The organism is Burkholderia sp. HI2500 (assembly GCF_002223055.1).
Taxonomy (GTDB): domain Bacteria; phylum Pseudomonadota; class Gammaproteobacteria; order Burkholderiales; family Burkholderiaceae; genus Burkholderia.
Map to the genome: position 1 here is coordinate 1330262 of NZ_NKFL01000004.1, position 26514 is coordinate 1356775.

General features: G+C 64.8%; 31 protein-coding genes and 1 pseudogene. 19 read left to right on the forward strand and 13 right to left on the reverse strand.

Annotation, left to right across the window (positions count from 1 at the left end; translation table 11 throughout):
• Window positions 1-41: 41 nt before the first annotated feature.
• Entirely contained in the window at window positions 42-719 is a 678-nt protein-coding gene (locus CFB45_RS08970; RefSeq protein ID WP_089425326.1) for a hypothetical protein, read from the forward strand.
• Window positions 716-1327: a lipase family protein gene (locus CFB45_RS08975; RefSeq protein ID WP_089425327.1), complete on the forward strand. Its 612-nt coding sequence runs from the start codon at window positions 716-718 to the stop codon at window positions 1325-1327. Before CFB45_RS08970 ends, CFB45_RS08975 begins: the two co-directional genes overlap by 4 nt.
• Window positions 1328-1925: 598 nt before the next feature.
• Here CFB45_RS08975 and CFB45_RS39390 read toward each other — a convergent pair.
• Complete coding sequence (locus CFB45_RS39390; RefSeq protein WP_256978178.1) at window positions 1926-2354, reverse strand: hypothetical protein; 429 nt, start codon at window positions 2352-2354, stop codon at window positions 1926-1928.
• Between the two features lie 406 nt (window positions 2355-2760).
• Here CFB45_RS39390 and CFB45_RS08985 point away from each other — a divergent pair, with 406 nt between their 5' ends.
• Window positions 2761-3648, forward strand: coding sequence for a phosphatase PAP2 family protein (locus CFB45_RS08985; RefSeq protein ID WP_179255050.1), 888 nt, complete (start codon window positions 2761-2763; stop codon window positions 3646-3648).
• Between the two features lie 122 nt (window positions 3649-3770).
• On the opposite strand, the gene CFB45_RS08990 is transcribed toward CFB45_RS08985, so the two are convergent.
• The gene (locus CFB45_RS08990) at window positions 3771-4289 is read right to left on the reverse strand and encodes a VUT family protein (RefSeq protein WP_089425329.1); all 519 of its coding nucleotides are present in this window, start codon (window positions 4287-4289) and stop codon (window positions 3771-3773) included.
• A 634-nt stretch (window positions 4290-4923) separates the two neighbouring features.
• Between CFB45_RS08990 and CFB45_RS08995 the strand changes: the two are divergent.
• Window positions 4924-5175, forward strand: a pseudogene (locus tag CFB45_RS08995) (GNAT family N-acetyltransferase); the annotation flags it as partial.
• 75 nt (window positions 5176-5250) lie between these two features.
• Here CFB45_RS08995 and CFB45_RS09000 read toward each other — a convergent pair.
• Window positions 5251-5715, reverse strand: a complete 465-nt coding sequence (locus CFB45_RS09000; protein WP_089425330.1) for a plasmid fertility inhibition factor family protein — start codon at window positions 5713-5715, stop codon at window positions 5251-5253.
• Between the two features lie 325 nt (window positions 5716-6040).
• On the opposite strand from CFB45_RS09000, the gene CFB45_RS09005 reads away from it, so the two are divergent.
• Both CFB45_RS09005 and CFB45_RS09010 read left to right on the forward strand, forming a co-directional pair.
• Window positions 6041-6436 (forward strand): hypothetical protein, encoded by a 396-nt coding sequence (locus tag CFB45_RS09005; RefSeq protein ID WP_089425331.1) that lies wholly within the window; start codon window positions 6041-6043, stop codon window positions 6434-6436.
• A 209-nt stretch (window positions 6437-6645) separates the two neighbouring features.
• Window positions 6646-7272, forward strand: coding sequence for a hypothetical protein (locus CFB45_RS09010; RefSeq protein ID WP_089425332.1), 627 nt, complete (start codon window positions 6646-6648; stop codon window positions 7270-7272).
• Window positions 7273-7702: 430 nt separating this feature from the next.
• Here the strand turns inward: CFB45_RS09010 and CFB45_RS09015 are convergent, their stop codons facing one another.
• Window positions 7703-8446 (reverse strand): DUF695 domain-containing protein, encoded by a 744-nt coding sequence (locus CFB45_RS09015; protein WP_089425333.1) that lies wholly within the window; start codon window positions 8444-8446, stop codon window positions 7703-7705.
• 86 nt (window positions 8447-8532) lie between these two features.
• On the opposite strand from CFB45_RS09015, the gene CFB45_RS09020 reads away from it, so the two are divergent.
• The 5 genes from CFB45_RS09020 (at window position 8533) to CFB45_RS09040 (ending at window position 11087) form a co-directional block, all read left to right on the forward strand.
• On the forward strand, window positions 8533-8916 hold the full coding sequence (locus CFB45_RS09020) for a VOC family protein (protein ID WP_089425334.1): 384 nt from the start codon (window positions 8533-8535) through the stop codon (window positions 8914-8916).
• A gap of 46 nt (window positions 8917-8962) precedes the next feature.
• On the forward strand, window positions 8963-9271 hold the full coding sequence (locus CFB45_RS09025; protein ID WP_046546333.1) for a phosphatidylserine/phosphatidylglycerophosphate/cardiolipin synthase: 309 nt from the start codon (window positions 8963-8965) through the stop codon (window positions 9269-9271).
• A 207-nt stretch (window positions 9272-9478) separates the two neighbouring features.
• Window positions 9479-9721 carry a hypothetical protein gene (locus CFB45_RS39740; RefSeq protein WP_089425913.1) on the forward strand — a complete coding sequence of 81 codons (243 nt, stop codon included), beginning with the start codon at window positions 9479-9481 and terminating at the stop codon, window positions 9719-9721.
• 178 nt (window positions 9722-9899) lie between these two features.
• The gene (locus CFB45_RS09035; protein WP_089425914.1) at window positions 9900-10451 is read left to right on the forward strand and encodes an aspartyl-tRNA synthetase; all 552 of its coding nucleotides are present in this window, start codon (window positions 9900-9902) and stop codon (window positions 10449-10451) included.
• Window positions 10452-10613: 162 nt separating this feature from the next.
• Window positions 10614-11087 (forward strand): VOC family protein, encoded by a 474-nt coding sequence (locus CFB45_RS09040; RefSeq protein WP_046545626.1) that lies wholly within the window; start codon window positions 10614-10616, stop codon window positions 11085-11087.
• Between the two features lie 74 nt (window positions 11088-11161).
• Here the strand turns inward: CFB45_RS09040 and CFB45_RS09045 are convergent, their stop codons facing one another.
• Window positions 11162-12133 (reverse strand): GGDEF domain-containing protein, encoded by a 972-nt coding sequence (locus CFB45_RS09045; RefSeq protein ID WP_089425335.1) that lies wholly within the window; start codon window positions 12131-12133, stop codon window positions 11162-11164.
• 264 nt (window positions 12134-12397) lie between these two features.
• Here CFB45_RS09045 and CFB45_RS39395 point away from each other — a divergent pair, with 264 nt between their 5' ends.
• Window positions 12398-12616 carry a hypothetical protein gene (locus tag CFB45_RS39395; RefSeq protein ID WP_089425336.1) on the forward strand — a complete coding sequence of 73 codons (219 nt, stop codon included), beginning with the start codon at window positions 12398-12400 and terminating at the stop codon, window positions 12614-12616.
• 106 nt (window positions 12617-12722) lie between these two features.
• Here the strand turns inward: CFB45_RS39395 and CFB45_RS09055 are convergent, their stop codons facing one another.
• Both CFB45_RS09055 and CFB45_RS09060 read right to left on the reverse strand, forming a co-directional pair.
• A complete protein-coding gene (locus CFB45_RS09055; RefSeq protein ID WP_034201824.1) occupies window positions 12723-13346 on the reverse strand; it encodes a phospholipase D family nuclease in 624 nt (207 codons plus the stop codon).
• A gap of 344 nt (window positions 13347-13690) precedes the next feature.
• Window positions 13691-14179: a winged helix-turn-helix transcriptional regulator gene (locus CFB45_RS09060; protein WP_089425337.1), complete on the reverse strand. Its 489-nt coding sequence runs from the start codon at window positions 14177-14179 to the stop codon at window positions 13691-13693.
• A gap of 178 nt (window positions 14180-14357) precedes the next feature.
• On the opposite strand from CFB45_RS09060, the gene CFB45_RS09065 reads away from it, so the two are divergent.
• Window positions 14358-14795: a PaaI family thioesterase gene (locus CFB45_RS09065; RefSeq protein WP_039358790.1), complete on the forward strand. Its 438-nt coding sequence runs from the start codon at window positions 14358-14360 to the stop codon at window positions 14793-14795.
• Window positions 14796-14942: 147 nt separating this feature from the next.
• Window positions 14943-15995, forward strand: coding sequence for an NADP(H)-dependent aldo-keto reductase (locus CFB45_RS09070; RefSeq protein WP_089425338.1), 1053 nt, complete (start codon window positions 14943-14945; stop codon window positions 15993-15995).
• Window positions 15996-16082: 87 nt separating this feature from the next.
• Here the strand turns inward: CFB45_RS09070 and CFB45_RS09075 are convergent, their stop codons facing one another.
• Window positions 16083-17369 (reverse strand): MFS transporter, encoded by a 1287-nt coding sequence (locus tag CFB45_RS09075; protein WP_089425339.1) that lies wholly within the window; start codon window positions 17367-17369, stop codon window positions 16083-16085.
• A gap of 35 nt (window positions 17370-17404) precedes the next feature.
• Window positions 17405-18826, reverse strand: coding sequence for a M20 family metallopeptidase (locus CFB45_RS09080; protein WP_089425340.1), 1422 nt, complete (start codon window positions 18824-18826; stop codon window positions 17405-17407).
• A gap of 166 nt (window positions 18827-18992) precedes the next feature.
• Here CFB45_RS09080 and CFB45_RS09085 point away from each other — a divergent pair, with 166 nt between their 5' ends.
• From CFB45_RS09085 to CFB45_RS09100, 4 genes are all read left to right on the forward strand, one after another.
• Window positions 18993-19946 carry a LysR family transcriptional regulator gene (locus tag CFB45_RS09085; RefSeq protein WP_089425341.1) on the forward strand — a complete coding sequence of 318 codons (954 nt, stop codon included), beginning with the start codon at window positions 18993-18995 and terminating at the stop codon, window positions 19944-19946.
• A gap of 64 nt (window positions 19947-20010) precedes the next feature.
• Window positions 20011-21138 carry a tRNA 2-selenouridine(34) synthase MnmH gene (gene mnmH / locus CFB45_RS09090; protein WP_089425342.1) on the forward strand — a complete coding sequence of 376 codons (1128 nt, stop codon included), beginning with the start codon at window positions 20011-20013 and terminating at the stop codon, window positions 21136-21138.
• Window positions 21135-22193 carry a permease gene (locus CFB45_RS09095; RefSeq protein WP_089425343.1) on the forward strand — a complete coding sequence of 353 codons (1059 nt, stop codon included), beginning with the start codon at window positions 21135-21137 and terminating at the stop codon, window positions 22191-22193. Before mnmH ends, CFB45_RS09095 begins: the two co-directional genes overlap by 4 nt.
• Window positions 22194-22294: 101 nt before the next feature.
• Window positions 22295-22717 (forward strand): hypothetical protein, encoded by a 423-nt coding sequence (locus CFB45_RS09100; RefSeq protein ID WP_021157006.1) that lies wholly within the window; start codon window positions 22295-22297, stop codon window positions 22715-22717.
• A gap of 36 nt (window positions 22718-22753) precedes the next feature.
• Here the strand turns inward: CFB45_RS09100 and CFB45_RS09105 are convergent, their stop codons facing one another.
• Together CFB45_RS09105 and nodI are read right to left on the reverse strand one after the other, a co-directional pair.
• Window positions 22754-23587, reverse strand: a complete 834-nt coding sequence (locus tag CFB45_RS09105; protein ID WP_089425344.1) for an ABC transporter permease — start codon at window positions 23585-23587, stop codon at window positions 22754-22756.
• A gap of 6 nt (window positions 23588-23593) precedes the next feature.
• Window positions 23594-24508: a nodulation factor ABC transporter ATP-binding protein NodI gene (nodI, locus tag CFB45_RS09110; RefSeq protein ID WP_244115410.1), complete on the reverse strand. Its 915-nt coding sequence runs from the start codon at window positions 24506-24508 to the stop codon at window positions 23594-23596.
• A 336-nt stretch (window positions 24509-24844) separates the two neighbouring features.
• On the opposite strand from nodI, the gene CFB45_RS09115 reads away from it, so the two are divergent.
• Window positions 24845-25342 carry a universal stress protein gene (locus tag CFB45_RS09115; RefSeq protein ID WP_039358765.1) on the forward strand — a complete coding sequence of 166 codons (498 nt, stop codon included), beginning with the start codon at window positions 24845-24847 and terminating at the stop codon, window positions 25340-25342.
• A gap of 96 nt (window positions 25343-25438) precedes the next feature.
• On the opposite strand, the gene CFB45_RS09120 is transcribed toward CFB45_RS09115, so the two are convergent.
• Together CFB45_RS09120 and CFB45_RS09125 are read right to left on the reverse strand one after the other, a co-directional pair.
• On the reverse strand, window positions 25439-26149 hold the full coding sequence (locus CFB45_RS09120; protein ID WP_089425346.1) for a DUF2939 domain-containing protein: 711 nt from the start codon (window positions 26147-26149) through the stop codon (window positions 25439-25441).
• 29 nt (window positions 26150-26178) lie between these two features.
• Entirely contained in the window at window positions 26179-26514 is a 336-nt protein-coding gene (locus CFB45_RS09125; protein WP_006476078.1) for a hypothetical protein, read from the reverse strand.

The following is a 26514-nucleotide window of genomic DNA, read 5'->3' on the forward strand; positions in this document are numbered from 1 at the left end:
CTCCCGCCGCGCGCCGCGGCACCATCCCGAAGGAATCCCCGATGAAGAAGCTCATGCTGCTCGCGGCAGGCATTGCCGCGTCCACTTTTCTCGTTTCCGGCTGCCAGTCGTTCGGCACGGTTCAACAATCGCCGGCCCAGATTGCCGCAGTCTTGTGTCCGGCAACCAACAGCGCAATCACCCAGATCTCGGCGTTCAATGCGGCCATGGCGCCGACGTTGCCGTCCGCTGCGAATGCGAACGTCGTGATTGAAAAGACCGTCAAGCCAATCGTCGCCGGCGCGTGTGCGGCCGGCGCGACCATCACGTCGACGAGCGTCCAAGCGCTTGTCACGCAGGGCATCCCGGCAATTGCAGGTGTCGTGGCGGCACTTCCGCTGGCGCCGACGACTCAGGCGGCCATCCAGGCAGGCTTTGCTGCAGCCGAGCTGGCCGTGAATCTGGTCGGGACGTACGAAAACGCGCTCCAGGCCGCAAAGACTTCGACGTCGATTCCGGCGACGACTCCGGCCGCACCCATGACGCCGGAGGCGATGATGAAGTTTCAACCTGGCGACGTACTGACTGCGGAGGGTCTCAATCGGAACTTTCAATCTCTCAACCGCCGCCTCGAAACGCTTGAGTTGCGTATTCGCCCGATCGATTTGAGCGCGGCATGGCAGATGCCGTTGATCGTCTCGCCTGCTTCGATGCCGCTCGCGGGCGCGCCGCTGCAATGACCCCGCGCGATTACGCGCTGCTCGCGCAGGAAGCGTATTCCGCAAAGCCGGACATCGGAAACGCGGATAGCGCCTCGCGCGCAATCGTGCGGCAGACACCCGGCGGCCTGGTCGTCGCCTTCCCGGGCACCGACAACCTCGACTGCGTAGCGGCCGATCTTGACGCGCATCCGATCGATGTGATCGGCATCGGCCAGGTGCATCACGGGTTCTGGAAGGCGTGGGGCGCGATCGCCGTTGACGTGCTCGCCTCGATCGACGGGCGGCCGGTGACGCTCGTCGGGCACTCGCTCGGCGCCGCGATCGCGATCATGGCTGCGGCCGCGATGGTGGTCGGCGGCCATCCGCCGGCGGCCGTCTACGGCTTCGAACCGCCGAGGGTGAGCACGAACGGGAGTGTTGGGGCGGTGCTCGCGAAGGTGCCGCTGAACCTGTTCAAGAACGGGAATGACATCGTGCCGGACCTGCCGCCCGACTGGCATCATGCCGGCCCGATCCGGCAAATCGGCCGCGCGGCGTTTCCGTTCCCGAACGTGACGGATCACGCGATTGCTCGGGTGATTGGTGCGCTGACCGCCGAATATGCGGCCGTCGCGGCTCAGAAATAGCGCTGCGCGAGCTGGTCGCAAGTCTCATCGTCCAGCTCATCTAGGCCCGTCGCACGCACCCAGCAGCAGCATCCCCGATGAGGATTCGCGCGCACCGGCGAGCATCGTTCGTTGGTGCAATAGGCGAGACTGGCGCCGGGATCAGCCGTTCCGGCCCAATGCTCGCAGGTCCAGCATGCATGCGTGACAGTGCGGACATGCAGGCCAATATATGCACCGCCCTTTAATTCCATGATGCGAAACAATGCTGTATGGATATACAGTTTATCTCGGCGGAAGGGTGAGCCGTCAACGTGGAAAAATGGGGTCTGCATGCGATATGGAGACCCGAGCGGCTGCCGAGAAGAAGGGGCGAAACGTTGGGAATGAAGTGAAAAAAAGACTGTTGAATCAAGGGCTAGTTTTCCTATATTATTCCCACATGCGAGCCTGTGAGGCTTGATGGATAAGGATGGAACGCTAGGATTGTGATTCCTGTCGTCGTGGGTTCGAGTCCCATCAGCCACCCCACAGAATTCCAAGCAGTATCAAGTTGTTAAGAACGGCACTGTCCCAAAAGACAGTGCCGTTTTTGTTTTGGCATTTCACAAAATGGAATTCACAGCGCTTTCCGATTTTGTTTCGGTCGTACACCCGTGCGGTTGTCGCCGGGTTCGCATGCCGGTCGGGCAGGGCGCCGCGCTCTAATGTTGGGTGCGTAATATGCGCGCAAGTCATGGAATGCGAATCGACCGGCAATGACCTCCACCTCGATCGTTTCGCTCATCAACTTCCCTCGGCATCCCTTGAATCCGTCGCGCGTGTAGTGCGTGCCGCACTTTGGCGTGAACACGGACAGGCATTCCTTCGTGCCGAATCGCCTCCAACCGATCGGGCGTGCCGCAAGCGCCGGCGTGATCTCGAACTGCTCAATTACCTTGCGGCGCATCTTCCGGCGCTGCATTGCGCGCTTCACGCGAATGTGACCGGCCTTGCGGTTGCGCGAGGTCGAGGCATTCGATCTTGCGGTTTCAGGCGAGCGGAGCATTCGAACGCAGGGCGATTTCGCGGATCGCGCACTTGGGCGCTCCCTTCGATTCCTTCCCTGGATAGCAGGCGCGAGGCGATGCACGTCGCGCTCGATAGCTCGAACGGGGTAACAGTGGTGCGAGTGTCGACCGGCTAGACGAGTGCCTTCGATCGACGCAAGGTGGTCGAGACGCGGAAACGCCCCTGCAACGTTGGATATACCGCAACCGCCTCCGCTACGAGTGCCGTTCCCGCGATGACTGATTTGGCCGGCCTATGACAAACGCCCAGTGTAATTTTTTGCCGGGCGTGATTGAATATGTGCTGACAGGACGGACACACCGTCAATAAAAAGCACGGCCGGGGAAAATATGAGAACGAGCGTATTGGGGGCGTTTGCGATTGCTTGGATACTGACGAGTGTCATGTTTGCTGTCGATTTCGCGACCATGGGCCGATTTGGGCTGTCCCTCATTCACGAGTGGTATCTGCAATCGGTCGAGACGTGCGGCATGACGCTACTGATCTGCGGTGTCTTGGTCGGCATCGGACGTATCCCGCGCTATCGGGAAATTGCCGAAAAACTTCGTTGTCGGGATATCGCGCTCTCGGTCCTTTGCTTTCGGACCGTCACGATGAATGCGCAGGCGGCAGTGATTGCGACGTATATCGGGGCAGCCGTCAACCGTCCCGAGATCCAGGATGCGCTTCTGGCATGGGAGCAATCATTCGGATTCGATTGGCTGAAAAGCTACCAATGGGTCGTGCGTTACGAGGTTATTCAGCAAGTACTTGTGTTTGCATATAAAACCATTTCATATCAGATGGTTCTGTTGTGCTTTTTATTCGGACTGTTGCGCCGAAAGCAAGAGCTTTGCGAGATGATGCTGATATTCGTGATTTCGCTGATATTCGTCGTTGCGATTTCGACGTGGTATCCGGCGGCGAGTGCATTCCCGTACTTCGGTATTAGCGATTCCGGGCCGGCGTCTCACCTTTCCGATTATTTCAGTGCCAGAAGTGGGGTGCCCATCGTGATGAATCCCATGGCGATGCAGGGAATCGTTTCGTTACCGTCATTTCATGCAGTCGTCGCGGTAATGTTGATCTACGTCACACGTAATCTTCGCTTCATTTTTCCCGTCGCGCTCGCGCTCAATTCGGTCATGCTGGTATCGACGTTCTCGGTTGGTGGCCATTACCTGGCAGATATCGGTGCCGGCGTGATCGTGGGCATCGTCACGATATGGCTGGTGCGTCGCTGGTTCTTGGGATATGAAATCGCGCGGCGACCGCTCCTGACGGGACGCTGAATCAACCTTTCCACCGTCTGCATGCTTACTCCACGCGCTGAAGCTGACACGGGCTGGTATCTGCGCGTCGAATTTCTTCTTCCATCAAAGCGTAGTCAGCGATATCTGGACAGAACTCGTCGTCACCGATCAACCACATTGCTCGCGATCCCCGCCTGAACCGTTCGAGTGTTTCGAAAAACCACCCACGACCACAAAGCGCCACCCGCGACCTTTGCGACGAACTGCAATGCGGCGATCGTCGGAAACACTGCCCCGAACGCAATCAGCGGAAAGACGATGGAGTCGACAGCCGCACCCGCGACGTTCGCACCGTTGGCGCGCGCCAGTATCGGAAAGCGACGTGCGAGTTGGAACACGATTGCACTTGCTACGGCCGCCGAACCGAACGCCACGAGAGACGCGAGGGCGATTTCCTTGGCAGCCGGATTGAGCGCGTAACTGACAACGCCAGCGGCCGCGATCAACGCAAGCATCCTTGACCAAAGCGCGCGGCCGCGCCAGTCCAGATGGAGTCGGTCTCGAATCGCGAGATCGAGTCCGATCAGAAAGAACGCAATGATCGGTGTAGCAGCTGGTCCGAAATGAGCGACCATCAGGTTCGCGACAGCGACTGCTGCGATATAGATCAAGACGTACATGATTCCCCTGCAATGAAGAGTGCGCGCTGCGTCGATTCGGAGCCGAAGTTTGCCATACATGGCCGATTGAACGGAGTGGTGCTTTGCTACGAGCGAGCCGGGTGGAGCTTCGCACGGTTCGCGGTCGGTCAGCGTTGCGGGCGACAGGATATCGTCACCGGGTCGCCGGTTTTCATCAATGGATCTTCGACACGGGATTGGATGGCCGTATCCCGCCGACATGATGTTGCGAGTTTCCTGTCCCAGCTAAGGTTCTTGCGCCCCGTGCCGTTATCTTCCATGGACAGCCCTCGTGCCTCGAATGCTGATCCGTTTTCTTGCCTGCTCGCGTTCCGCGTGAGCAGGCTTTTTTCGTTTACGGCCGCGCTTTGCGCATGAATGGCGGAATGGGACAGGGACTTGGCGTGAACCGACAGCGCGCAACAGTCTTACATTGGTGTAATGTGTCGGCTTCCTCGTGCCCTCATGCTTTGCAGGGCCGTTCGATCCCGACGACCAATGATGGTGTCGGGATTTTTTTTGCCTGCATCCCGTTGCACGGGCAACGAGTTGCAGCGACGCCCGGCGAGCAGGCGCTGACGCGATCGCGTCAGGCGTGAAGAAGACGAGCGCTGGCGGACGTCACGAGCCGGTGCCTGGCCTGTTGCTCGACTGCCTGCACGTCCATCCTTCGCATCACGGAAGCGGCATGGGCAAGCGCATGATCGAAGCCGTTCGTGCCTGGGCGCGCACGATTGGCGTGGACAAGGTTCACCTGAAGGTGCTGGAGGACAACGAACGCCCGATCGATTTCTATGAACACAATGGATGGCAACTGGCGGGCATCGAGACGAGCCGCATCGGCCAGACGGAGGTCACCGACCGGATCTATGCGATACAGGCGTAGCGGCCTGGCGACATTCGAGCGAACGGTCGCACGATGTGCGGCCGTCGCCGGGCGCAAGCCGAGCGGACTCCGTCGCTACTCGCCGCAATACCGCATGAGCAAATCGGCTTCCGTCTCGTGCACCTCGACGGGCAGGGTCGTTGCGCCTGCATAGGCCAGATAGCGTGCGCGATGCTGGCCGTTGCGGAACGACGCGACGCCGACCTTCGACAGGCCGGGGATGCCGAGCAGCGTTCGCGTTCTCGTCTCGCGAAACGTGATGTACGGCATGTCCGCAATCCTGTCCTGTTCAGGATCGAGGAATTCGCGAATGCCCGCGGCTTTTCCAGGAGCCCAGTACAGAACGGACGGCAACACGTAGTCCGTCGTGTCTCGGTCGGCACATGCCAGCAGTTTCGTCAGGTCGATCGTCACGACCCGATGGCGCGTATCGTCAGACGAGAACACCCGCTTGAGGTGCGTATAGGCATAGGGTGTGTGCCCGGGAAGCTGGATAACCCAGACTTCTACGCCATTTTCCTGTGCGTGGGCGAGTGCCATTGTTTCCTCTGATGTCGCAAGCGGCCTTATTGATTCCAGTTTAGCAGCGCGATTGCGGCGGCGAGGCAGGACAATACCCGAAATAGGAAATCGAAGCGATTCGCGGCAGAACCTGAACCGCGAGCAAAAGCGCGGAGAGGAAGGGTGGGGCAATCGCATGCGGTCATGTGTCGGCGATCGATATCGACAGGTCACGAGAATATCGCGATACTGCTCGCGGACATGATGCGCCGCGCGAATTTCATCGAAGATTCATACAGTGTCGGGGAACCCGGGGCGCGGCTCATCGTAAGTACAGAGCTGGCAGATTGACCGGAGAAAAACCATGTCGTCGAAACTTGAAATCGAGTACCTCGATTACTGTTTCACCGCGAGGCTCGAAATCAGGGCGTCCGGGCGGACAGGTGTGGTCGACTGGCATCTCGAATCCGATTCGCGAAGCAAGACGCTTGCGTGGATCGTGTTCGATCGCTTTCTCGAGCGGCATGATTTCGTCGATGAAGAGGATGCGCGTGCCAACATCGTCGACTGGCTGGAGCGGCTGGCCGATCCAAGATCGGGCGCGCCGGTCGAAATGGCGAAGGCGAACGCGGTTGCTGCCGGGGCGGTGGCGACGGGCGTATCGACCACATCGACTGCCGAAATCGTCGGCGAAACCGTCATCGATATCGCGGGCGAACTCGACTGGATAGAGATGGTCGCAGAATGGCTTTTCAGCTGACCGTCACGATGACGAAACCCGGTTGTCATGACGCGAGTCACGGCGTTCGCAAAATGCAGTTTCGAAAAAATCGGTGCAAGAAAATGAAACCAGAATCGTGTCGATCTAAAAAATAGAATAAACCTGCTTTGACAACACCTGCGACTTACCGGAGACTGGGCCCGGACTGAAAATATCCAATTGAATTAAAACAAAATAAAACTCCAGGCATGAAAAGAAGAACGCTGCTGACGGCTGGCGCGATCGTTGTCGCTGCCGGCCTGACAGGCTGCACTGCCATGCTGTTCGAAGACGGCCATTACGAAGAGACAGTCGACCGATTCCTCGTCAGCGAGGACGGCAAGAAATTCGTCGTGCTCGGCAAGAAATATCACTACATCTTCGAGATGCCGGCGCATCTCGGCGCGGTGCTGGCATCGCCTTACCGGAAATCGATCGAGGCGTCGCTATCTGGGTTCGTCGCGCAGGGCAGCAAGATTTCGGGCGATTTCTCGCTGCGGCTCCATCGCGATGACATGACCAATGAGGATTGGAATCGTGCGCTGGAGGACGGCTTCACGAAGCTCGGAGACTGGGATCTGGGGATGAAGGGTGAACTGGCCCGATCGCGCTATCTCGCCGATGGTTTTGCGCAGGGCAAGACGTGGTCGTCGTTTGCGCATTCGTACAAGATCCCGGTCACCGATCGCATCACGACGGCGGGCAAGGCCGTGCGCGTGCTCGCGACGCCTGTCACGCTCGCGGCCGACGGCGTGATGATGATCGGGGCCGTGGTGCTGTCGCCCATCATCGTGGTGATGCTCGCGCCGGTCGCGGGCGTTGCGCTCGGACCGTGACGCGATCCGCGCGGCACGCGGGCGAACCAATTGCTGCGGCATTGTCACCAAATGGTGAGTTGCCGCACAGATCGTTGCGCGGCCCACGCTCACAATTTGGTCGGTTGACCGTTCTTCCCCGGCCCGGTCAACCGTTTCCCCGCTCGCTCGCGCAGGAGCGGGGGCTTTTTGCCCGTGCGACGCGGGAAGGCTGCGTCGACGGAACCGGACAGGCGTCCGGCGGGCGGCGTGAGCGCATCGATTGCGCACCCCGGCATCCGTTCGCCTGATCCGCACGAATCGCTTTCCTCGTGCCTGGGCGAACCCTCAGGCCCATCGCCGGTTTCGGCCGGTGATGCCTTGGTCCCGGCGGCGCGCAAGCATGCCGCCGGGATATTTTTTGCGCCGGATGCGTTGCATCACGTGTCGCACAGCGGGCAGGTCGACCCGCTCAGCCAGCCTGTTCGACGCTGGTTTCCCATCCGTCGTAATCCCCGCCGAGTGCACGCACTTCGTGGTTGATCGCGATCGTATGGCGCGTGATGTCGGCCAGCGCCATGGTGCCTTCATGTGAAAACCGGACGGCCGACTTGCCGTCCTCGGTGGGCGCCACCGATTCGACCGGATAGCCTTTCGACTCGGCCCAGTCCGCGAACTGATGCGCGTCGCTCGGGTCGGGGAAGTACGCCCAGTGCATCACGCGCCGGCTTACGTCGCTGGCGTCACCTTTCTTCCGCAATTCATCCAGCACGCGCATGTCGCGCATGATCAGCCAGTCGTCATCGGTCGGGTAGAGCGTCTGCCAGTACGCTTCCTTGTCCGGATCGTCCTGATGCGCGTATTGAAGGGCGTAAGTCGTCTGATCGGCCAGCGCGTCGACGATCTCCGCCGCTGCCTCTGCGTCGAACGGCACGTAGAAAAGGAAATCCCGGTGGCCGTCGACGGTGATGCGGCCCACCTGCACGCCGCCTTTCGCGGTCATCGTGGCGTCGAGCAGATCCTCGATCGTTGCGAGGTCGGCGAATTCGTCGCCGCTCGGCAGGCCTTCCGGTGTCGGATGCGCAAAGGGGACGCGCACGCTGAGCAGCGACGTGCGCGGATCGCCTTCGGCGATTTCCGCAAAGCTGTGGTTGAAGCTGATGAAAGCCTGATGGTCGCCCATTCTGGCAGGGAAGGTTCCCCAGGCGTCGGTCATGTGTTTCTCCCGTGCACGATTGTCTGTTGACGGTGGTAAAGCGTCCCAATGTATCATCGAAAATCACGTGGGCCGGAGAAGCACGCATGATCGCGAGTCTGGGCATCCTGGTGCCGGTCGAAGACGATCGCTTCCGGGCGGTGGTGGGTTTCTATCGGTTGGCGCTCGCGCTGCCCGTGCATGCCGAAGGCGTGTCGGCTGCGGGGAATCCGTGGCATCGCTTTGTCGTGAACGGGGCGACGTTGACCATCCATACGGGTAGCGGTGGCAAGTTTCCGTACCCTGAGTTTCGTCCGACCGGCCATGGCATTGCGCTGGCGATCGAAGTGGCGCACGTGTCGGAAGCCGTTGCGCGACTTGAGTCGTGTCGCGTCAGTATCCTGAACGAATGGGACTACGGCGACGGCACGATCGCGATTTCCGTGGCGGATCCGGCGGGAAACGTCTGCGAGATCTGGGGCCGTCCGTGACCGCGTATCGGTACGGCGAGCCGCAAAAAATTCGAAGGAGATGCCGATGTCGATGTTTGCGGTGAATGGCGTGCGAATCGATCCGCTCAGCGCGCGCGTGACGCACGTGCGCTGGGCGGCCGTGAATCCGGCTGACCGGTCGTGGGCGGCGACGCCCAGCGAAGCGCCGGTGGCGGACGTGGCGCGCGCGCTCGCGTCCGGAAACGATGTCCGCGCAATCTTCTCGGCATCGGACGCCACCGCGATCGGGCCCCGGCTGAAGCGCGTGCTGTATCGCGATGCATCGGAAGGCATCGAGCTCGACATCGATGCAACGAACGAGTCGCGTACTTTGCGCGACCTGCCGCAAATCTGACCGGCGCGGCATGCGTCAGCGATGGCGCGTGCCGCCGCATGGAGGGCGGCACCTGGCCGAATGGCCGCTCGCGCGACGTCGATCGCGAGGAGTAGTATTGGATGACCGTCATGCTGCATTGGCGGTTGCGCCGAACGGTCTGACGGGCACGTGATCTTGAGCCAGCCCGTTTTACCGGAAGCGAACATCGCAAACGCGTACGAGATCATGTCCAGACCGCTCATCGCCCTGTTGGCATCCGCTCTTTGTCTGGCATTGTCGGCTTGCCAGGCCGCGCCCGAGCCGTCTCCGCTACCGTCGCCCGACACCGCGTCGGTTGCCGCGGCCGTTCCGGCATCGTCGCCGTCCGAGCCGATCCGTGGCGTCGGCCAGGCACCTCATCTGGCAGGGCAGAGCCACTGGGCCACTGGTCAATGCACGACCAACGGTACCGTCAAGGTGTGCAACTGAACATGACCGATGCCGACGGAGCGTGGCCCGTTCCGCGCGGACGAAGGCGCGTTGTCGTGGGTCGATGCTCACCGTCGTCGATCCCGACCATTTTCCGGCGACGGACAGCCTGTCTCGGCGCGTCGATCGGGTGTCCGGCCTCGATGAGCCGGTTGTCGTCGATATGGGCGATTGCGCGATGAACGACGAAAGCGAAACCGCCGATTCCTCCGGCTGGCACGACGATCCCGACGCGGGAGCCGTCGTCGGCCGGTTGCCGGTGACGCTGGCGGTCGACGGCCGGAGCCTGAAAGGAAGGGCGATCGCGTGCGCGGTGCTGGCCGTGGCGAGCCTGTGCGGTTACGCGGCCGCGCCGGCGCGTTGGCCGGTGGCGGCACTGGCCGTGTTGCTGGCGCTGGCGCTGGCGGGGGCCGCCTTCTTCGTGTCGTCGCGACGCAGGATGGCGCTGCAGGTCGACGAGACGGGCTTCAGGCTGATCGGGGCTTTGCGCGAGCAACCCGTCACGCGATGGCGTGACGTCACCGAATTCCGGATCATCAGCGTTGCCGGAAATCGCTACATCGGCTACCAGTTCTCGGCGCTTTCATCGCGCAACAAGGTACCGGGTGGCGTGATGCTGCCGATCGCCCGGTTTGCCGATCTGCCGCTCGATGCGGTGGCCGGATTGCTGGAGGCATGCCGCCGGCAGTTCGGCGTACGGGACAACGAGGCCGACCTGACGGGCCGATGACGCCCGGTGCGGGGAACCCGTGTGCGCCGATCCCCGGGAAAACAAAAAAATGTCCGCCGCCGTGTCGATTTCCGCCGGGTTCGTCCGTCGTAGCATCGGAGGCGTGCGCATCGCGCGTCCGTCCCGATTCCGATACGACAACCGCCCGAAGGAGCGACACCCATGTCCACGTCCGTCAAACCGATCCCGGAAGGGATGCGCACGCTGACGCCGCACCTGATCTGCGCCGGCGCAACCGCAGCCATCGATTTCTACAAGCGCGCGTTCAATGCGAGCGAACAGTTTCGCCTGGCGATGCCCGACGGCCGGCTCGCGCACGCGTGCCTCGTGATTGGCGATTCGACACTGATGCTGGTGGATGAAATGCCCGAGCACGGCGCGCTCGGGCCGAAGGCACTGAAAGGCACGCCGGTGTGCCTGCACCTGTACGTGCCGGACACCGACGCGGCGATCGCGAAGGCGGTCGCGGCCGGCGCGACGGTCACGATTCCGGCTGCCGACATGTTCTGGGGCGATCGCTACGGACAGGTCGAGGATCCGTTCGGCCATCGCTGGTCGCTCGCGACACATCAGCGCGACCTGACGCCCGAGCAGATCGCGGAGGCCATGGCCAGCGCGCCGCCGTGCGGAAGCTGACGCAACCACGCAACCCCAGTTGAGCGGCGGGGCGGCAGGGCGGCGGCAGGCGCCTGCGCCCGGTCCGCCCGCGCTTACGTGCCGGCCGTCTTGCCGCGCTGCTTGTCCTCGTACATCCGTTGATCGGCCGATGCGAGCAGGTCGGCCACGTCGCGATGGTGTGCGGGATCGTAGTCGACGTGGCCGACACTGAACCGGATGTCATAGCCGCGTGCGTCGGCCGCGTTGCGCAGCGCGAGCGCCTGCGTCACGCGTTCGACCGGCTCGGCAACGTCGGCCGGATCGGTGGCGCTCAGCAGCACGACGAACTCGTCGCCGCCAAGCCGGGCGACCACGTCGCTGTCGCGCAGCGCGCCCGTCAGCGTGTCGGCGAAGGCCTTGAGCGCGTGGTCGCCTTCGGCGTGGCCGAAGCGGTCGTTGATCGACTTGAAATCGTTCAGGTCGAAGAACAGCAGCACCGCGTGACGGTCGAGGCGATCGCACAGGCTCAGCACGTGGCGGGCGAGAATCTCGAAGCCGCGCCGGTTGGTCAGTTGCGTGAGTTCGTCGGTGGTCGCGAAATGCAGCGCGGCGATCTCGCGCTCGGTCATGTGGGCGAGATCGCCGAGCAGCGCGAGTTCGTCGGGTTCGAGCGAGCGCGGCCGCGTGTCGATCAGGCACAGCGTGCCGATGGGTGCGCCGTTCGGCGCCGTGAGCGGTCGACCGGCGTAGAAGCGGATGCCGGGCGCGCCGGTGACGAGCGGATTGTCGTGGAAGCGATTGTCGTTCAGCGCATCCTGGATCACCATCGTATTGCCCTCGAGCAGCGCATGGGCGCAGAACGACACGTCGCGCGACGTTTGCTTGACGTCGAGCCCGGCATGGCTCTTGAACCACTGGCGATCGGCGTCGACGAGGCTGACGAGTGCGATTGGTACGTCGAACAGCCTGCGTGCGAGACGCGTCAGGCGATCGAAGCGCTCTTCGGGTGGCGTGTCGAGGATCGAGAGCGAATGAAGCGTATCGAGCCTGGCCGCCTCGTCGGCCGGTTTCGGTGCGATTTGCATGGGCCTTGCCTTTTGTCCCGGCTGCGAGGCCGGTCACGGGATCGTATGTCGGACAGTATCGCGCATTGTTCGGCGCATCGCCACGTTGCGAATCCGCCGACCGGTGGTTTCGGCCCGGCGTGAATCGATGCAGATCGGGTGCGAAGCAGGCGCCATGGGCCCGCGGTTCGCCCCGATGCTCAATCGGAGGCGCGATACCTCAAGGTGCCCGGCGCAGTGCCGTAAACAGGTCGAGTCCATTCGTTCATCGCTTCCCATCGCACCATGGTTCGATTCCTGTACGCGGGCTATCTCGCGTTTGCGCTGTATCTTCTTTATCCGATGGTCCAGCACACGCTGGCATTCGGCGTCGTTTGCGTGAGCAGCGCGCTGCCCGGCGGTTTGCCGACGTCTTCGGCAAGCGGCGCGAGCGGACACGCGAATCGCTGTGCGCCGACGACGCAGGCCGGTGCGGTGACCGGGCGGACGCCCGACATCCATTGAGTGCGGCGGCGCGCTGGCCATTCGGCTGAATTGAGTTTCGCGCCGCGCTCGCCGATCATCTGCAACACGGCGGATCGAACACGGGGCAAGCGCCGCGCGGCCTGCCTCAATAGCTGGAGCGGTACGGCGTGCCCTGGTCGAAGCGGCTTTGCCAGTGCGTGAGATAGCGCGACGCGAGTTGCGGGTTGTTCCACACCACCACGACGTTCTCGGAATTGCGGCTGGCCGCCGATGCGCTGTAGTTGAACGAGCCCGTTTCGACGTGTTCGGCGTCGATCACGAGGTACTTGTCGTGATGGATCGCGTAGGCGTCGATCGTGCGCGTCGGGATACCTGCGTTGACGAGCAGGTTCAGCGCCTGCTTGCTGCTTTTTGCGCGATTGCCCTTGTCGTCGACGACCACCGCGACATTCACGCCGCGTCGCTTGGCGGCGAGCAGTGCGCGCGTGACAGGCGGCGACGTGAACGAATAGGCGGCGACGCGGATCGAGCTGCGCGCGGCGCCGATCGCTTTCAGCACGAGCGCTTCGGCACCGCCGTCGGGCGAAAACGCCGATTCGACGACCTGTGTCGCGGGTGCTTCGTGAGTGGGGGCCGGCAGCCAACGCGACACGAGGTCGATCGCCTGCTGAAGCAGCGATTCACTTTGCGTCTTGCCGAAGGCGGCGAACGGAGTGGCGAGCAGGGAGGCGGCGAGACAGGCAGCGGCGAGGCGATTGCGCGACAACATCTTGGACAGCGAACAATTTCGAGACAGCGGGCCGTGAGTGTAACGCAGACGTGGCGGCCCGGTCACGTGTGGATGAGACGGGATGACGCATCGCGATGACCGCGACGGCCGAGACGGTGACGCAAAGTTGCGTTGTGCGGGATCCGAGCGCGTGATCGGTTTGATCAGCGGATGGAGCCGAAAGCAGCGCGCGATTGCGCGTGCGGTGGTGGGGGAATCGCGGCATGCATGCAAGCCCTGCGCGCGTGCAGCCGGGCGGGTTCGACGCGGCACGCAACAGCAGCGCGAGTGCGACTAACGATCCGTGTGCGTTACGCGTTCATTCATGGATGCACGACGCTGCATCAATTCTCGTCCGCGGGCGCCCCGGCCGCCTCGGCTGCAATCCACCCGGGGCCACGCTCCGGCTGCACGTCGCGTGCGTCGAGCGGTTCGCCGCACGCGGAGCATACGGTGACCGCATGCATCAGCTGGCCGCAAGTGCGGTGACGCAACTGCACCGGCGGCCCCTGGCCGTCGTCTTTCCAGCGGTCGCCCCACGCCGTCAGCGCGAGCAGGGTCGGGTAGAGGTCGAGGCCCTTGTCCGTCAGCCGGTATTCGAACCGCGGCGGCCGCTCCTGGTACGCGCGCTTGACCAGCACGCCTTCGTCAACGAGTCGCGCGAGCCGCTCGGCCAGCACATGACGCGTGATGCCAAGCTGGGCCTGGAACGCGTCGAAGCGGCGGCAGCCGAGGAACGCGTTGCGGAGGATCAGCATGGTCCAGCGGTCGCCGAGCACGGCGAGCGTGCGCGCGACCGAACAGTTCAGCGTGCCGATGTCATCCCATTTCATCGTCGAGTCTCTTGCATCCTTTGCGGCGGTTCGGCGAAATAGCGGGTTCGATTATAGAACCCGTCTTCGGTTGCAACGGGCCCGGCCACGTTGACAACGGGCGCCGTCGTTGCCAATAATTAGTTCCAATTTAGAACTTACTCGCGCGGCGACGCGCTTTCAACCCGGAGACAACCCGATGAACCCGCTTTCCCTGTCTGGTCTCGATCTGTTGCGCGCGGCGGTATCGGGCGATGCGCCGCTCGCGTCGATTTCCGAGACGATCCCGATGCGCCCGCTCGACGTTGAGCTCGGTTATGTGAAGTTTTCGGCGCGGGCGGACGGCCGGCACCTGAATCCGCTCGGCGGCGTGCACGGCGGGTTCGCCGCGACGGTGCTCGATTCGGTCACCGGCTGCGCGGTGCATTCGATGCTGGATGCGGGCGTCGGCTACGGCACGGTCGATCTGCATGTGAAGATGCTGCGGCCCGTGCCGCGCGACGTCGACCTGGTCGCGGAAGGGCGCGTGATTCACCTGTCGCGCTCGCTGGGCGTCGCGGAGGGCACGCTGAAGACCGCGGACGACAAGATCGTCGCGCATGCGTCGGCAACCTGTTTCATCCAGCGGCCGCAGTGACGGCGGGCGGGAGCACCATCATCCGGGCCGGCGCGTGAACCTCGCTGCCGGCGCCGAAGGCCGCCTGTAAGCGTAGGCGGCGCCTGTCTGAAGCAGTCGCTTCAATGTGATAGCGTTCCTGCTTTCCACCGACGCGACAGGAACAGCATGGAATACCGCACACTTGGCGATTCGGGCATCGAGGTCAGCCTGATCGGCCTGGGCACGATGACGTGGGGCGAGCAGAATTCGGAGCGCGATGCGCATGAGCAGATCGACTACGCGATCGGACAGGGCGTCACGCTGATCGATGCCGCGGAGATGTATCCGGTGCCGCCGAAACCCGATACGCAGGGGCGCACCGAGGCGTACATCGGCACCTGGCTCGCGCAGCATCGCGCGCAGCGCGAGCGCATCGTGCTCGCGACGAAAATCGCGGGGCCGGCGCGGCAGCCGCACAATCCGCGCCATATTCGCGGCGAAGGGAACCAGTTCGACCGCAAGAACCTGACCGAAGCGCTCGACGGCAGCCTCAAGCGCCTGCAGACCGACTACGTCGATCTCTACCAGCTGCACTGGCCCGATCGCAGCACGACGACGTTCGGCCGTCCCGCCTATCCGTGGGTCGACGACGCCTATACGGTGCCGATCGAGGAAACCCTCGGCGTGCTCGCGGAATTCGTGAAGGCCGGCAAGGTGCGTGCGATCGGCGTGTCGAATGAAACGCCGTGGGGCGTCGCGCAGTTCCTGCGCGCGGCCGAGAAGCTCGGGCTGCCGCGCATCGCGAGCATCCAGAATCCGTACAGCCTGCTGAACCGCACGTTCGAGAACGGGCTGTCGGAATTCACGCATCGCGACGGCGTCGGCCTGCTCGCGTATTCGCCGCTCGCGTTCGGCTGGCTGTCCGGCAAGTACGAGAACGGTGCGCGTCCGGCCGGCGCACGCATCACGTTGTTCGAACGCTTCCAGCGTTACAGCAAGCCGCAGGCCGTCGAGGCGACGTCGCGCTATGTCGCGCTCGCGCGGCGTCACGGACTGTCGCCCGTGCAGCTCGCGCTGGCGTTCGTCAACAGCCGGCCGTTCACGCGCAGCAACCTGATCGGGGCGACGTCGCTCGAGCAGTTGAAGGAGAACATCGGCAGCGTCGACGTGAAGCTGTCCGACGAGATCCTCGCCGAGATCGACGCGCTGCACGAACTGCAGCCGAACCCGGCGCCTTGACCGGAAGCAGGTGGCGCCCGGCCCGCGCGGCAGCGATGCCGCGACGGGCCGCACCGGCAGCGCATCGCCGCGCCGTCGGTTGTTCCGTTATCGCATCTTGAGCAGCGTGCGCGCGACGAACAGCGCGGCGAGGCTCAGCAGCGCGCACCCCATCAGGTAGAGCGCCGGCGACAGCCGGTTGCCGGTCGCGCTGATCAGCCAGGTGATGACGAACGGCGCGAAGCCGCCGAACAGCGTGACACCCGTGTTGTAGCTGACCGCGAGCCCCGTTGCGCGGGTTTGCGACGGGAACAGCTCGGCCATCAGCGCAGGCAGCGCGCCGCAGTACATCGCCTTCAGCGCACCGATCCAGACCAGGGCGGCGAGCATCGTCGCGAACGACGCGTGACGCGTGAGCCACGCGAACGTCGGGTACACGGTGACGAGCATCATGACCGCCGCGACCGCCATCATGCGGATCCGCCCGGTACGATCGGACAGGTGGCCGACGACCGGCGTGACGAGCGTGAGCACGAAGCCGGTCGCGAGCGTGGCCGCGAAGCCCGTCGAGGCGGGCAGGCCGAGCTGCTTGATCGCGTAAGTCGGCATGTACAGGATCATGTAGTTGATCGCGGTCGAGATCACGAGCGCGCCGATCGACAGCAGCACCCGCACCTTTTGTTCCGCGAACAGCTCGCGCACCGGCGCTTCCGAGCGTGCCTGCGTCTTGAACTCGACGCCCTCGTCGACGTAGCGGCGGATATACAGCCCGACCGGGCCGATCGCGAGCCCGAACAGGAACGGCACGCGCCAGCCCCAGCTTTCGAGTTGCGCGGTCGTCAGCGTGGAGGTCAGCAACGCGCCGAAGCCCGATGCGAGCAGCGTCGCGAGGCCCTGGCTCGCGAACTGCCAGCTCGACATGAAACCGCGCCGCTGCGGTGCGTGCTCGACGAGGAACGCGGTCGAGCTCGCGAATTCGCCGCCCGCGGAAAAGCCCTGCATCAGCCGCGACAGCATGATCCCGAGCGGCGCGAGCAGGCCGATCGACGCGTAGGTCGGCATCAGTGCGATCAGCAGCGTGCCGGCCATCATCATCGCGATCGACAGCAGCAGCGACGCCTTGCGGCCCGCGCGATCCGCGTACGCGCCGAGCACGAAGCCGCCGATCGGCCGGATCAGGTAGGACAGCCCGAACGTGCCGAGCGTCAGCATCAGCGACGTCGCTTCGCTGGTGGCGGGGAAGAACAGCTTGGCGATCGTCACCGCGAAGAAGCCGTAGACGATCAGGTCGAACCATTCGAGCGCGTTGCCGATCGACGCCGCGAAGATGATGCGCCGGATCTTCGCGGTGCTGGGGCGGGCGGCTTCCTGCGAGGTCAGGGTGGTCGTATTCATCGTGTGTGCAGGTCCCGTGAAAGGGGCGAAGCGCGTTACAGGGCGGCGTCGGCCGCGGCGGGCGCCGTGCGGCGAGCGGTCGGTGCGTCGTCGCCGAGATCCCAGAAGAGGCCGGCCATCATCTGCAGCCCCTCGCTGACGACGCTCGCGAGCAGGTGCTCGTCCGGTGCGTGCTGCGAGCACGCCGGGTACGAGTGCGGCACCCACAGCGTCGGCAACCCGAGCGTGTCGGCGAACACTTCGTTCGGCAGCGTGCCGCCGAGATTCGGCAGGATCGCGGGCTTCTTGCCGGTGGTCCGCGCCAGCGACGCGACGGCCCAGCGCACCCACGGATCGTCCGGCGGCACGCGCGTCGCCGGCGCGCCGCGTTCGACGTCGATCTCGATATCGGCGAAGCCGTGTGCATCGAGGTGCGTGCGCAGATGCGCGTGCAGCGCTTGCCAGTCGGTGCCGACGACGAAGCGCAACTGGCAGTGCGCGTACGCGGCGGGCGGGATCGCGTTGACGGGGTGCTCGGGGTTGCCGGCCTTGAACGCGAGGATCTCGAACGTGTTCCAGCCGAACACGCGCTCGGGCGCGGTGAGGCCGGGCTCGCCCCAGTCGGCGTCGAGCGCCGGATCGCCGGGGCCGCCGCCGACGGAGAGGTCGGCGAGCGCATCGCGCACGGCCGCCGGGATCGGCGGCGGACGCAGCCCCGCGACGCGAATCGCACCGCGCGCGTCGACGAGGCTCGCGAGCGCATGGGCGAGCACGATCGCCGGATTGCGCAGCAGCCCGCCCCAGTTGCCGGAGTGATGCGCGCCGTCACGGGCGCGCAGGCTCAGCTTGAAATTGATCGAGCCGCGCGAGCCGAGGAATACCGTCGGGCGCGCGGCGGCGATGCGCGGGCCGTCGGATGCGATCAGCACGTCGGCCGCGAGCGCGTCGCGTTCCTGGCGGCACAGTGCGTCGAGGCCCGGCGAACCCGTTTCCTCGCCCATTTCGATCAGCAGCTTTGCGTTGAAGCCGAGCCGGCCGCCGCGCGCGTCGAGCACGCTCGCCAGCGCGGCCAGGTTGATGGTGTGCTGGCCCTTGTTGTCGGCGCTGCCGCGGCCGTACCAGCGGTCGCCGTCTGCCGTCAGCGTCCACGGCGACAGCGGCGCGCGCCACTGCGCGTCGTAGCCGCGCACGACGTCGCCGTGGCCGTAGATCAGCACGGTCGGCAGCGCGTCGTCTTCGTGGCGCGAGGCGAGCAGGAACGGGCCGCCGCCGTCGACGGGATTGTCGACGATCCGCGACGTGAAGCCGAGGCGCGCGGCTTCGGGGGCGATCTCGTCGGTCAGGTAGGCGCGCAACGCGGCTTCATTGCCGCTCTCCTGGCTTTCGGTGCGCAGGCCGACGCGGCGGCTCAGGGTCGTGAAGAACGCACCGGATTCGAACTGGTTCAGCGCGTGCTGGATGGCGGCGGTACGGCTCAAGTCGGGTCTCCTCTGACGGCTTCGCTGCACGCGCCGGATCGGGCATGCAGCGTGAAATGCGATCGATTCTAGGAAGCCGTTTTTTTTGTCACAATGATCGAATTTCGAACCTTTCTTTGCCGAAAAGGCAAAGCGGCAAGCCCGGCAGCCGGGCGGAGACAGAGCGATGGCGGCTTTCCTGCATGGCTTGGCGTTGCGGTATTTCGTCGAGGTGGCGCGCACCGGCTCGATCAGCGACGCGTCCGCGCGGCTGCACGTGGCCGTATCGGCGATCAGCCGCCAGATCGCGAAACTGGAGAACGAGCTCGGCGCACCGCTGTTCGAGCGCCGGCCGCGCGGAATGGCGTTGTCGGAGGCCGGCGAGCGGCTGCTGGCGTTCGCGCAGCGCAGCCTGCTGGAGGCCGAGCACGTGATGAAGGACATCGGCGGGCTCGACGCGCTGCACGGCAGCCTGCTGAAGATCGCGTGCTCGGAAGGGTTCGCGATCGATTTCCTGCCCGGCACGCTGGCCAGCTTCAAGGCGCGCCATCCGGGTGTCGATTTCTCCGTATGGGTGGTGTCACCGGCGGACGCGACGCGGCGTGTTCGCGATGGCGATGTGGACATCGCGTTGAGCTTCAGCCTCGCGCCGGAGAAGGGCGTGCGCGTCGACCACTCCGAGCGCGCGCCGATCTTCGCGCTGGTGCGGCACGACCATCCGCTCGCGACGCGGGAAGCCGTGTCGCTCGCCGATGTTGCGCGTCACCCGCACGTGCTGCCCGAGGCCGGCACGACGGTGCGCCAGCTGATCGACATCGCGTGCGCGCTCGACGGGCTGCTGCTCGAGCCCGAACTGACGAGCAACAACACGGCGGCGATGTACGGTTACGCGCGCCGCACGGGCGCGGTGATGTTCACGGGGCTGCTGTCGGTGCGTGACCGCTGCGCCGCGGACGGCTTCGTCGTCGTGCCCGTGACGAATCCGCAGCTGCGCGAGCGCAGCATCCAGGTGCAGACGATGGCGGGGCGTGACCTGCCCGCGTCGGTTCGCGCGTTCCGCGACCATCTGATCGATGCGATGCAGGCCGCGTCGGCGCCGCCAACTGCCGCGCGCGGCCCGAGACGCCGGCCCGTGAGATAATCGTCAATCCGCCTTCCGTGCCCATGCGGCTCATCGAGCCGCATCGCCCCCGTTCGACGCCAAATTGAAGAACCTGATTGTCACCCTCGATCGCGCCGGCGAGTTCGACGAGATCATCGACGTGCGCACGCCGCTCGAGTTCGCCGAGGACCATATTCCCGGCGCGCTGAACGCGCCCGTGCTCAGCAACGAGGAGCGCGTGCTCGTCGGTACGATGTACCGCCAGGTGTCGCCGTACGAGGCGACCCGGGTCGGCGCGGCGATGGTCGCGCGCAACATCGCGCGCCATCTCGACACGACGTTCGCCGACCGTCCGCGCAACTGGCGGCCGCTGATCTATTGCTGGCGCGGCGGTAAGCGCTCGGGCTCGATGACGACCTGGTTCAACCTGATCGGCTGGAAGGCGCGCCAGCTCGACGGCGGCTACAAGGCGTACCGCCAGTCGGTGTGCGCGACGCTCGACTCGCTGCCGACGCGCTTTCGCTACATCGCGCTCGTCGGCCATACGGGCTGCGGCAAGACGCGCCTGCTGAACGCGCTGCGCGACGTGGGCGCGCAGACGCTCGATCTCGAGGCGCTCGCGTGCCATCGCGGTTCGCTGCTCGGCGCGCTGCCGGGCAAGCCTCAGCCGGCGCAGAAGGGGTTCGATTCGGGGCTCGTCGAAACACTCGGACGTTTCGACCCCGAATGGCCGGTGTTCGTCGAGTCGGAAAGCCGTCGGATCGGGCTCGTGCAGTTGCCGATCGCGTTGATCGAAGCGTTTCACGCAGGGCCGTGGGTGCATGTCGACGCGGCGCATGACGAGCGCATCGCATTTCTCCTCGACGACTACGCCCACCTGTTCGACGAGCCGGATGCGTTCAAGGCGCAGCTTCATCGGCTGATCGGCCTGCACAGCCGCGAACAGGTAACGCACTGGAAGGCGCTGATCGATGCGGACGCGCGGGCCGAACTGTTCACCGAACTGATCGACAAGCATTACGATCCGGCCTACGCACGGACCTACCGCGCGGCATACAACAAGCCGAACCGGGCGCTGACGTTCACGTTCCGGCCCAACGCCGCCGATGGGCGCGAGCAGGCGCGTGCGCTGCTGGCCCAGCTCGCACAGGCCGGGCTACCCGCATCGGCCGCGTTTGCTGCAGGCGCGACATTCGAAACTGATCAAATCCAATCGACCACCACACGATGACGACCACACGCACCCAACCCAGTCCGGCCCTCGGCTGGATGACCTTCCTGCTGATCGCGGTCGCGGGACTGTTCTATGTGAAATGGTTTCCGTACTACAACAAGGCGTTCGTGGCCGCCGAGCACCATTCGATCGGCCAGTCGATCCTGATGGGCACGTCGGCGACCGCGCCCGAGCCGTCGCTGAAGGCCGCGCTCGACTACGCGTGGGCGTACGGCAAGGCGATCTGGCAGGCAATGGTGCTGGGCCTGCTGCTCGGTTCGGCCGTGCAGGCGCTGCTGCCCGCGCACTGGGTCGCGCGCGTGCTCGGCCGCACCGGCTTCGGCAGCGTCGCCGCGGGCGGCCTGCTGTCGCTGCCCGGCATGATGTGCACGTGCTGTGCGGCGCCGGTCGTCGCGGGGCTGCGTGCGCGCCATGCATCGCCGGGCGGTGCGGTCGCGTTCTGGCTCGGCAACACGGTGCTGAACCCGGCGGCGCTGGTGTTCATGGGCTTCGTGCTCGGCTGGCACTGGAGTGCGCTGCGCCTCGTGCTCGGCATCGCGATGGTGTTCGGGATCGGCTATCTGCTGAACCGCATCGCACGCCCTGAAGACCGCAGCATCGACGATGCGCAGCTCGCCGCGCTGGCGGCCGAGCAGGCCGCGGCCGGCAATCCGTTCGTCCGCTGGATGAAGCTGCTCGCGCGCATGGCCGTGCGGCTCGTGCCCGAATACATCGTGCTCGTGCTGCTGCTCGGCGCCGCGCGCGCATGGCTGTTCCCGCATATCGGCCCGGACATCGGCAATCATCTCGGCTGGATCATTGCATTCGCGGTCGCGGGCATGCTGTTCGTGATCCCGACGGCCGGCGAGGTGCCGATCATCCAGGCGATGCTGTCGCTCGGCATGGGCGTTGGCCCGGCCGCCGCGCTGCTGATGACGTTGCCGCCGGTCAGCGTGCCGTCGCTCGCGATGCTCGCGCGTTCGTTCAAGCCTTACATGCTGGCCATCGTCGCGACGCTCGTCGTCGTATTCGGGATCGCGAGCGGCCTGCTCGCGGTCGCGCTCGGGTTCTGACGCGCGCAAGCGGCGCGCCAAACGGGCGCAATCGTCGTATTCATCCGGCGCCGCCGTTTCACGCGTGCGGCGCCATTTACAAGAAGCAAACAGGAAAACGCATGACCCAACCGAAGATCCATCCTCGACTCGAAAAGGCGCTGACGCGCGGCGATCTCGCGATCCGCCAGGCCAATTCCGCGCGGGCGACTGCCGTGCTGAACGCACTCGGCACGATGATCATCGAGGCCTCCGCAACGATCGGCGTCGAGGCCAGCATCGACATTCCGCAAGGCGATCGCATCTACGATCCGGTCAACGGCCTGTGGCCGCAGAAGATGCTGGTGTCGTTCGACGGCCCGGTGGACGAAGCCGACAAGGAAGAGCTGCGCACGGTCTATCTGCTGGCCGACGATCCGGGCACGCAGTTTCGCGTCGAATGGCATCGCGCGGACGGCAAGCTCGGCCGCCAGGAAGGCGGCCCGCTCGCGACCGTCGCGTTCCTGACCGACGTCGAAATCCCGTGGAGCGACGACGACGAGTAAGGTCGTCGCAGGAAGCCGGCGCCCGTGCGCCGGCCGTCAGCGCATCATCCGCCGCCGGAACAGCCACGCGGACAGCAGGAATCCGCCGACCGCGTAACCGGCGAGCACCGCGACATGCAGCGCGACGTCGGTTGCCGGCCGGCCGAGCATCGCGGGCCGGATCAGCTCGACGGCATTCGCGAGCGGCAGCGCCTGCGCCGCGTGTTGCGCGATCGGCGGCAACTGCGTGATCGGGAAGAACACGCCCGACAGCAGCAGCATCGGCGTCAGCACGAGCGTCTGATAAAACATGAAGAAATCGTAGGACGGCGCGAGCGCCGTGACGATCATCGCGATGCTGGCAAACGCGAGGCCTGCGAGCACGATCACGGGCAGCGCCGCGAGCATCGACGGAAACTGCGCATAGCCGAGCGCCCCCGCGACGAGCATGATCGCGGCCCCCGACAGCATCGCCTTGCTGGCTCCCCAAACGATCTCGCCGAGCACGATGTCGCCGAGCGCGAGCGGCGTATGCATGATCGCTTCCCACGTGCGCTGCACGTGCATGCGCGAGAACCCCGAATACATCGACTCGAAGCTCGCGGACATCATCACGCTCGACCCGACCGTGCCGGCCGCGAGGAACGCGATATACGACACGCCGTCGACATGGCCGAGCATCAGCCCGAGCCCGAACCCCAGCCCGAACAGATAGATCATCGGATCGGCAAGATTGCCGAACATCGACGCGAGCGCGAGCTTGCGCCAGACGAGATAGTTGCGCCGCCAGACGGCGATCCAGTTGGTCGCGTTCGCGGGCATCGCAATCGCGAAGCGCGACACGCGCGGCGGTGCCGACGGTGCGGCGGTCGAATAGTTGCGGACATCCATGATCGATCAGTCCTGCATTTCGCGGCCGGTGAGCCGCAGGAACACATCTTCAAGATTGGCCGGGCGATGCAGATAGCGCAACCCCGTGCGACCCTTGAGTCGCGCGCTCAGCGGTTCCGGATCGCTCACGTAGCAGAACAGCGTCTCGCCGCTGATCTCGGTGTGCTTCGCGAACGCCGACAGCTCGTCACGCAGCGTGGCCGGATCGGGCCCGTAGATCTCGATCACGTCGCAGCCGATCTCCGATTCGATCAGCGCGTGCGGCGCGCCTTCGGCGATCTTGCGGCCTTCCTCGATCACGCACAGGCGGTCGCACAGGCGCTCGGCTTCTTCCATGAAGTGCGTGGTGATCAGGATCGTCTTGCCGCGCGCGAGCAGCGAGCGCAGCCGCTCCCACATGAGGTGACGCGCCTGCGGGTCGAGGCCCGTCGTCGGCTCGTCGAGCACCAGCACGTCCGGATCGTTGACGAGCGCGCGCGCGAGCGTCAGGCGGCGCTTCATGCCGCCCGACAGCTCGCCGACCTTCGCATCGGCCTTGTTCTCGAGCTTCGCGAATTCGAGCAGCGGCTTCACGAGCGCGTGCGCGGCCTGCGCCGACATGCCGAAGTAGCGGCTGAAGACGAGCAGGTTCTCGCGCACGGTGAAGTCGGGGTCGAGATTGTCGAACTGCGGGACGACCCCGACGCGCTGGCGCGCATGCCGCGCACGCGATGGAACCGGTTCGCCGCAGAGCGAAATGGTGCCTGCATCGGGATGCGTGAGGCCGAGCAGCATTTTCAGCGTGGTGGTCTTGCCGGCGCCGTTCGGCCCGAGCAGGCCGTAGCATTCGCCGGCCTGGACGGTGAAGGACAGGCCGTTGACGACGAGCTTGTCGCCATAGTGCTTCTCGACGTTCCGGAAATCGATCGGTGCAACGGACATGGGCATGTTGTCGTTGTAGGCGGCGCGGAAGCGTTCCGCTGCCGGATGCGTGGCCGGTTGACGAACCGATCGGACGATTGCGTGTCACACGGGCATGACCGAAGCGCACGACGCCGGCGCCTGATGGCCCGCTGGAGTACGAACGGGCCATTCTAGTGCATCGGCTGCGTCTCTTCAGGGCATGCCTGCACGGTGCGATGCATGGTCGCACCGATCGTGCACTGCATCATCGCGCACGAGCCGAGCGGGGCGAATCAGCGTTTTCCATCCCTTGCGTCCTGAATTGCGGCGCACCATGATGAATGCGTAGGCTCGGTGTTGTGACAGGGAGGTTTCATGGCTAGCTACAACAAGATTTTGCTGTGTTACGACGGCACGCTCGAAGGACGCAAGGCACTGCGTTGCGGCGCCAATCTCGCGATGGATCTGAAGGCCGAGACGCATTTGCTGTCGGTGGTCGACATGCGCTCGAGCATTGCACAGAGCGCGGGTTTGCTGACCGACGTCGCATGTGGCCGGTTCGAGGAAACCGCGCGTGAAATCCTGCAGGAAGGGGTGAACTGGCTGCGCGAGCGCGGCGTGCAGGCCGAAGGCCATTTCGCGTTCGGCTATCCGATCGACGAAATCGCGAATCTTGCGACGGAGCTGAAGGCCGACCTCGTCGTCGTCGGCCATCGGTGCCGTAGCGGGTTGTCCAGATGGTGGATGGGGTCGGGCAACACGCAACTGCTCGATCGCGTGAACTGCAGCATTCTGGTTGCGTGTTCGTCGGCGCAGGAGCAGAAGGAAGAAATCGCGCGGGAGCGTGAAGCGGCCACGGCGAACGGCAAATGATCCAATGATTCGATGACTGCCTGACCGGCGAATCGCGCCGGTCGGGCGTCGGCCACGTCCGTCGGGCGGGCGCTGACCGCGGCCACTCAAAACCGGTCAAGCGCGCAGGTCGATCGCGGACAACTTCCACGAGAACAGGCCGAAGCGGTGGAATATCGCCGCATAGCGCGTGCCGTCGGCACTGCGCTGGTAGGTCACGACGAATTCATCGATATTCCGGTAACCGGCGCTGGTTTGCTGCTGGTGCGGCACATGCGTTGCATCGACCGGGCTGGCCGGTGCGGCAGCGGCGGGTGGTGCCGATGACGCAGCCGTAGAGGCCGTGTTGCTACCCGGAGCGGCTGCGCTTGCCGGTGGAGCCGGATTGGCCGCCGGCGCCGCCGGCGTATTGCTGCCTGGCGGCAGATTCGACCATTCAGGTGGGCGCTCTCCTGGATTGCCACGCGGTGGCAATCCGCTCATCAGCGCGGCTACGCCTTCCGGGGTCGCGTACGCATCGACCAGCGGGCCGATCAGTGCCGACCCGATCAGCGCACCGATCACCGCGAACGGATTGTTCTTCTTCACCGCGTCGATCCGGCGCATCAACTCTTCCGTGACCTGCTGCTTCAGGCTGATGCGCAGCGACGGGAAATCGACATATTCACTGATGGCCTGTGCATCGCGCGCATCGATCGCCGATTTCAGGCGACCGAGCGCGACGTACGGCGATGCGTAGGCATAGCCGATCGCCGTAACGATGGCGACGGCCAGCACGACGATCAGAAGGGGCTTGAGCCGCCATGCGCGGCCCGAAGATCCGGTCACGTTGCCTCCGGTGCGGGGATGTTCCGCAATCAGAGACCGCCGGGCGTGGCCGATCGTTCCTCTGCGATGCAGCGATCGATCATCCGGCATACGGCATCGATCGTGCCGACCATGATCAGGCGCGAACGGCCGTGATAGACGCGCACCGGTGCACGGCGCGCGGGTTCGGCGTGATTCAGGCCGGCGTTCAGCGATACCCGCGCGAAAGCGGGGAGCGCCGACGGCAGCAGGGACGCCTGCCGTTCGACTGCGACTTCTTCTTGCACAGGCGCCGCCGCGGACAGCGGTGCGCAGGGCGTGCGGCCGCGCAGGTGACGCAGGCGGCCGAATTGACGGAAAGGCAGCAGACGGGCAAGGCGTTCCAT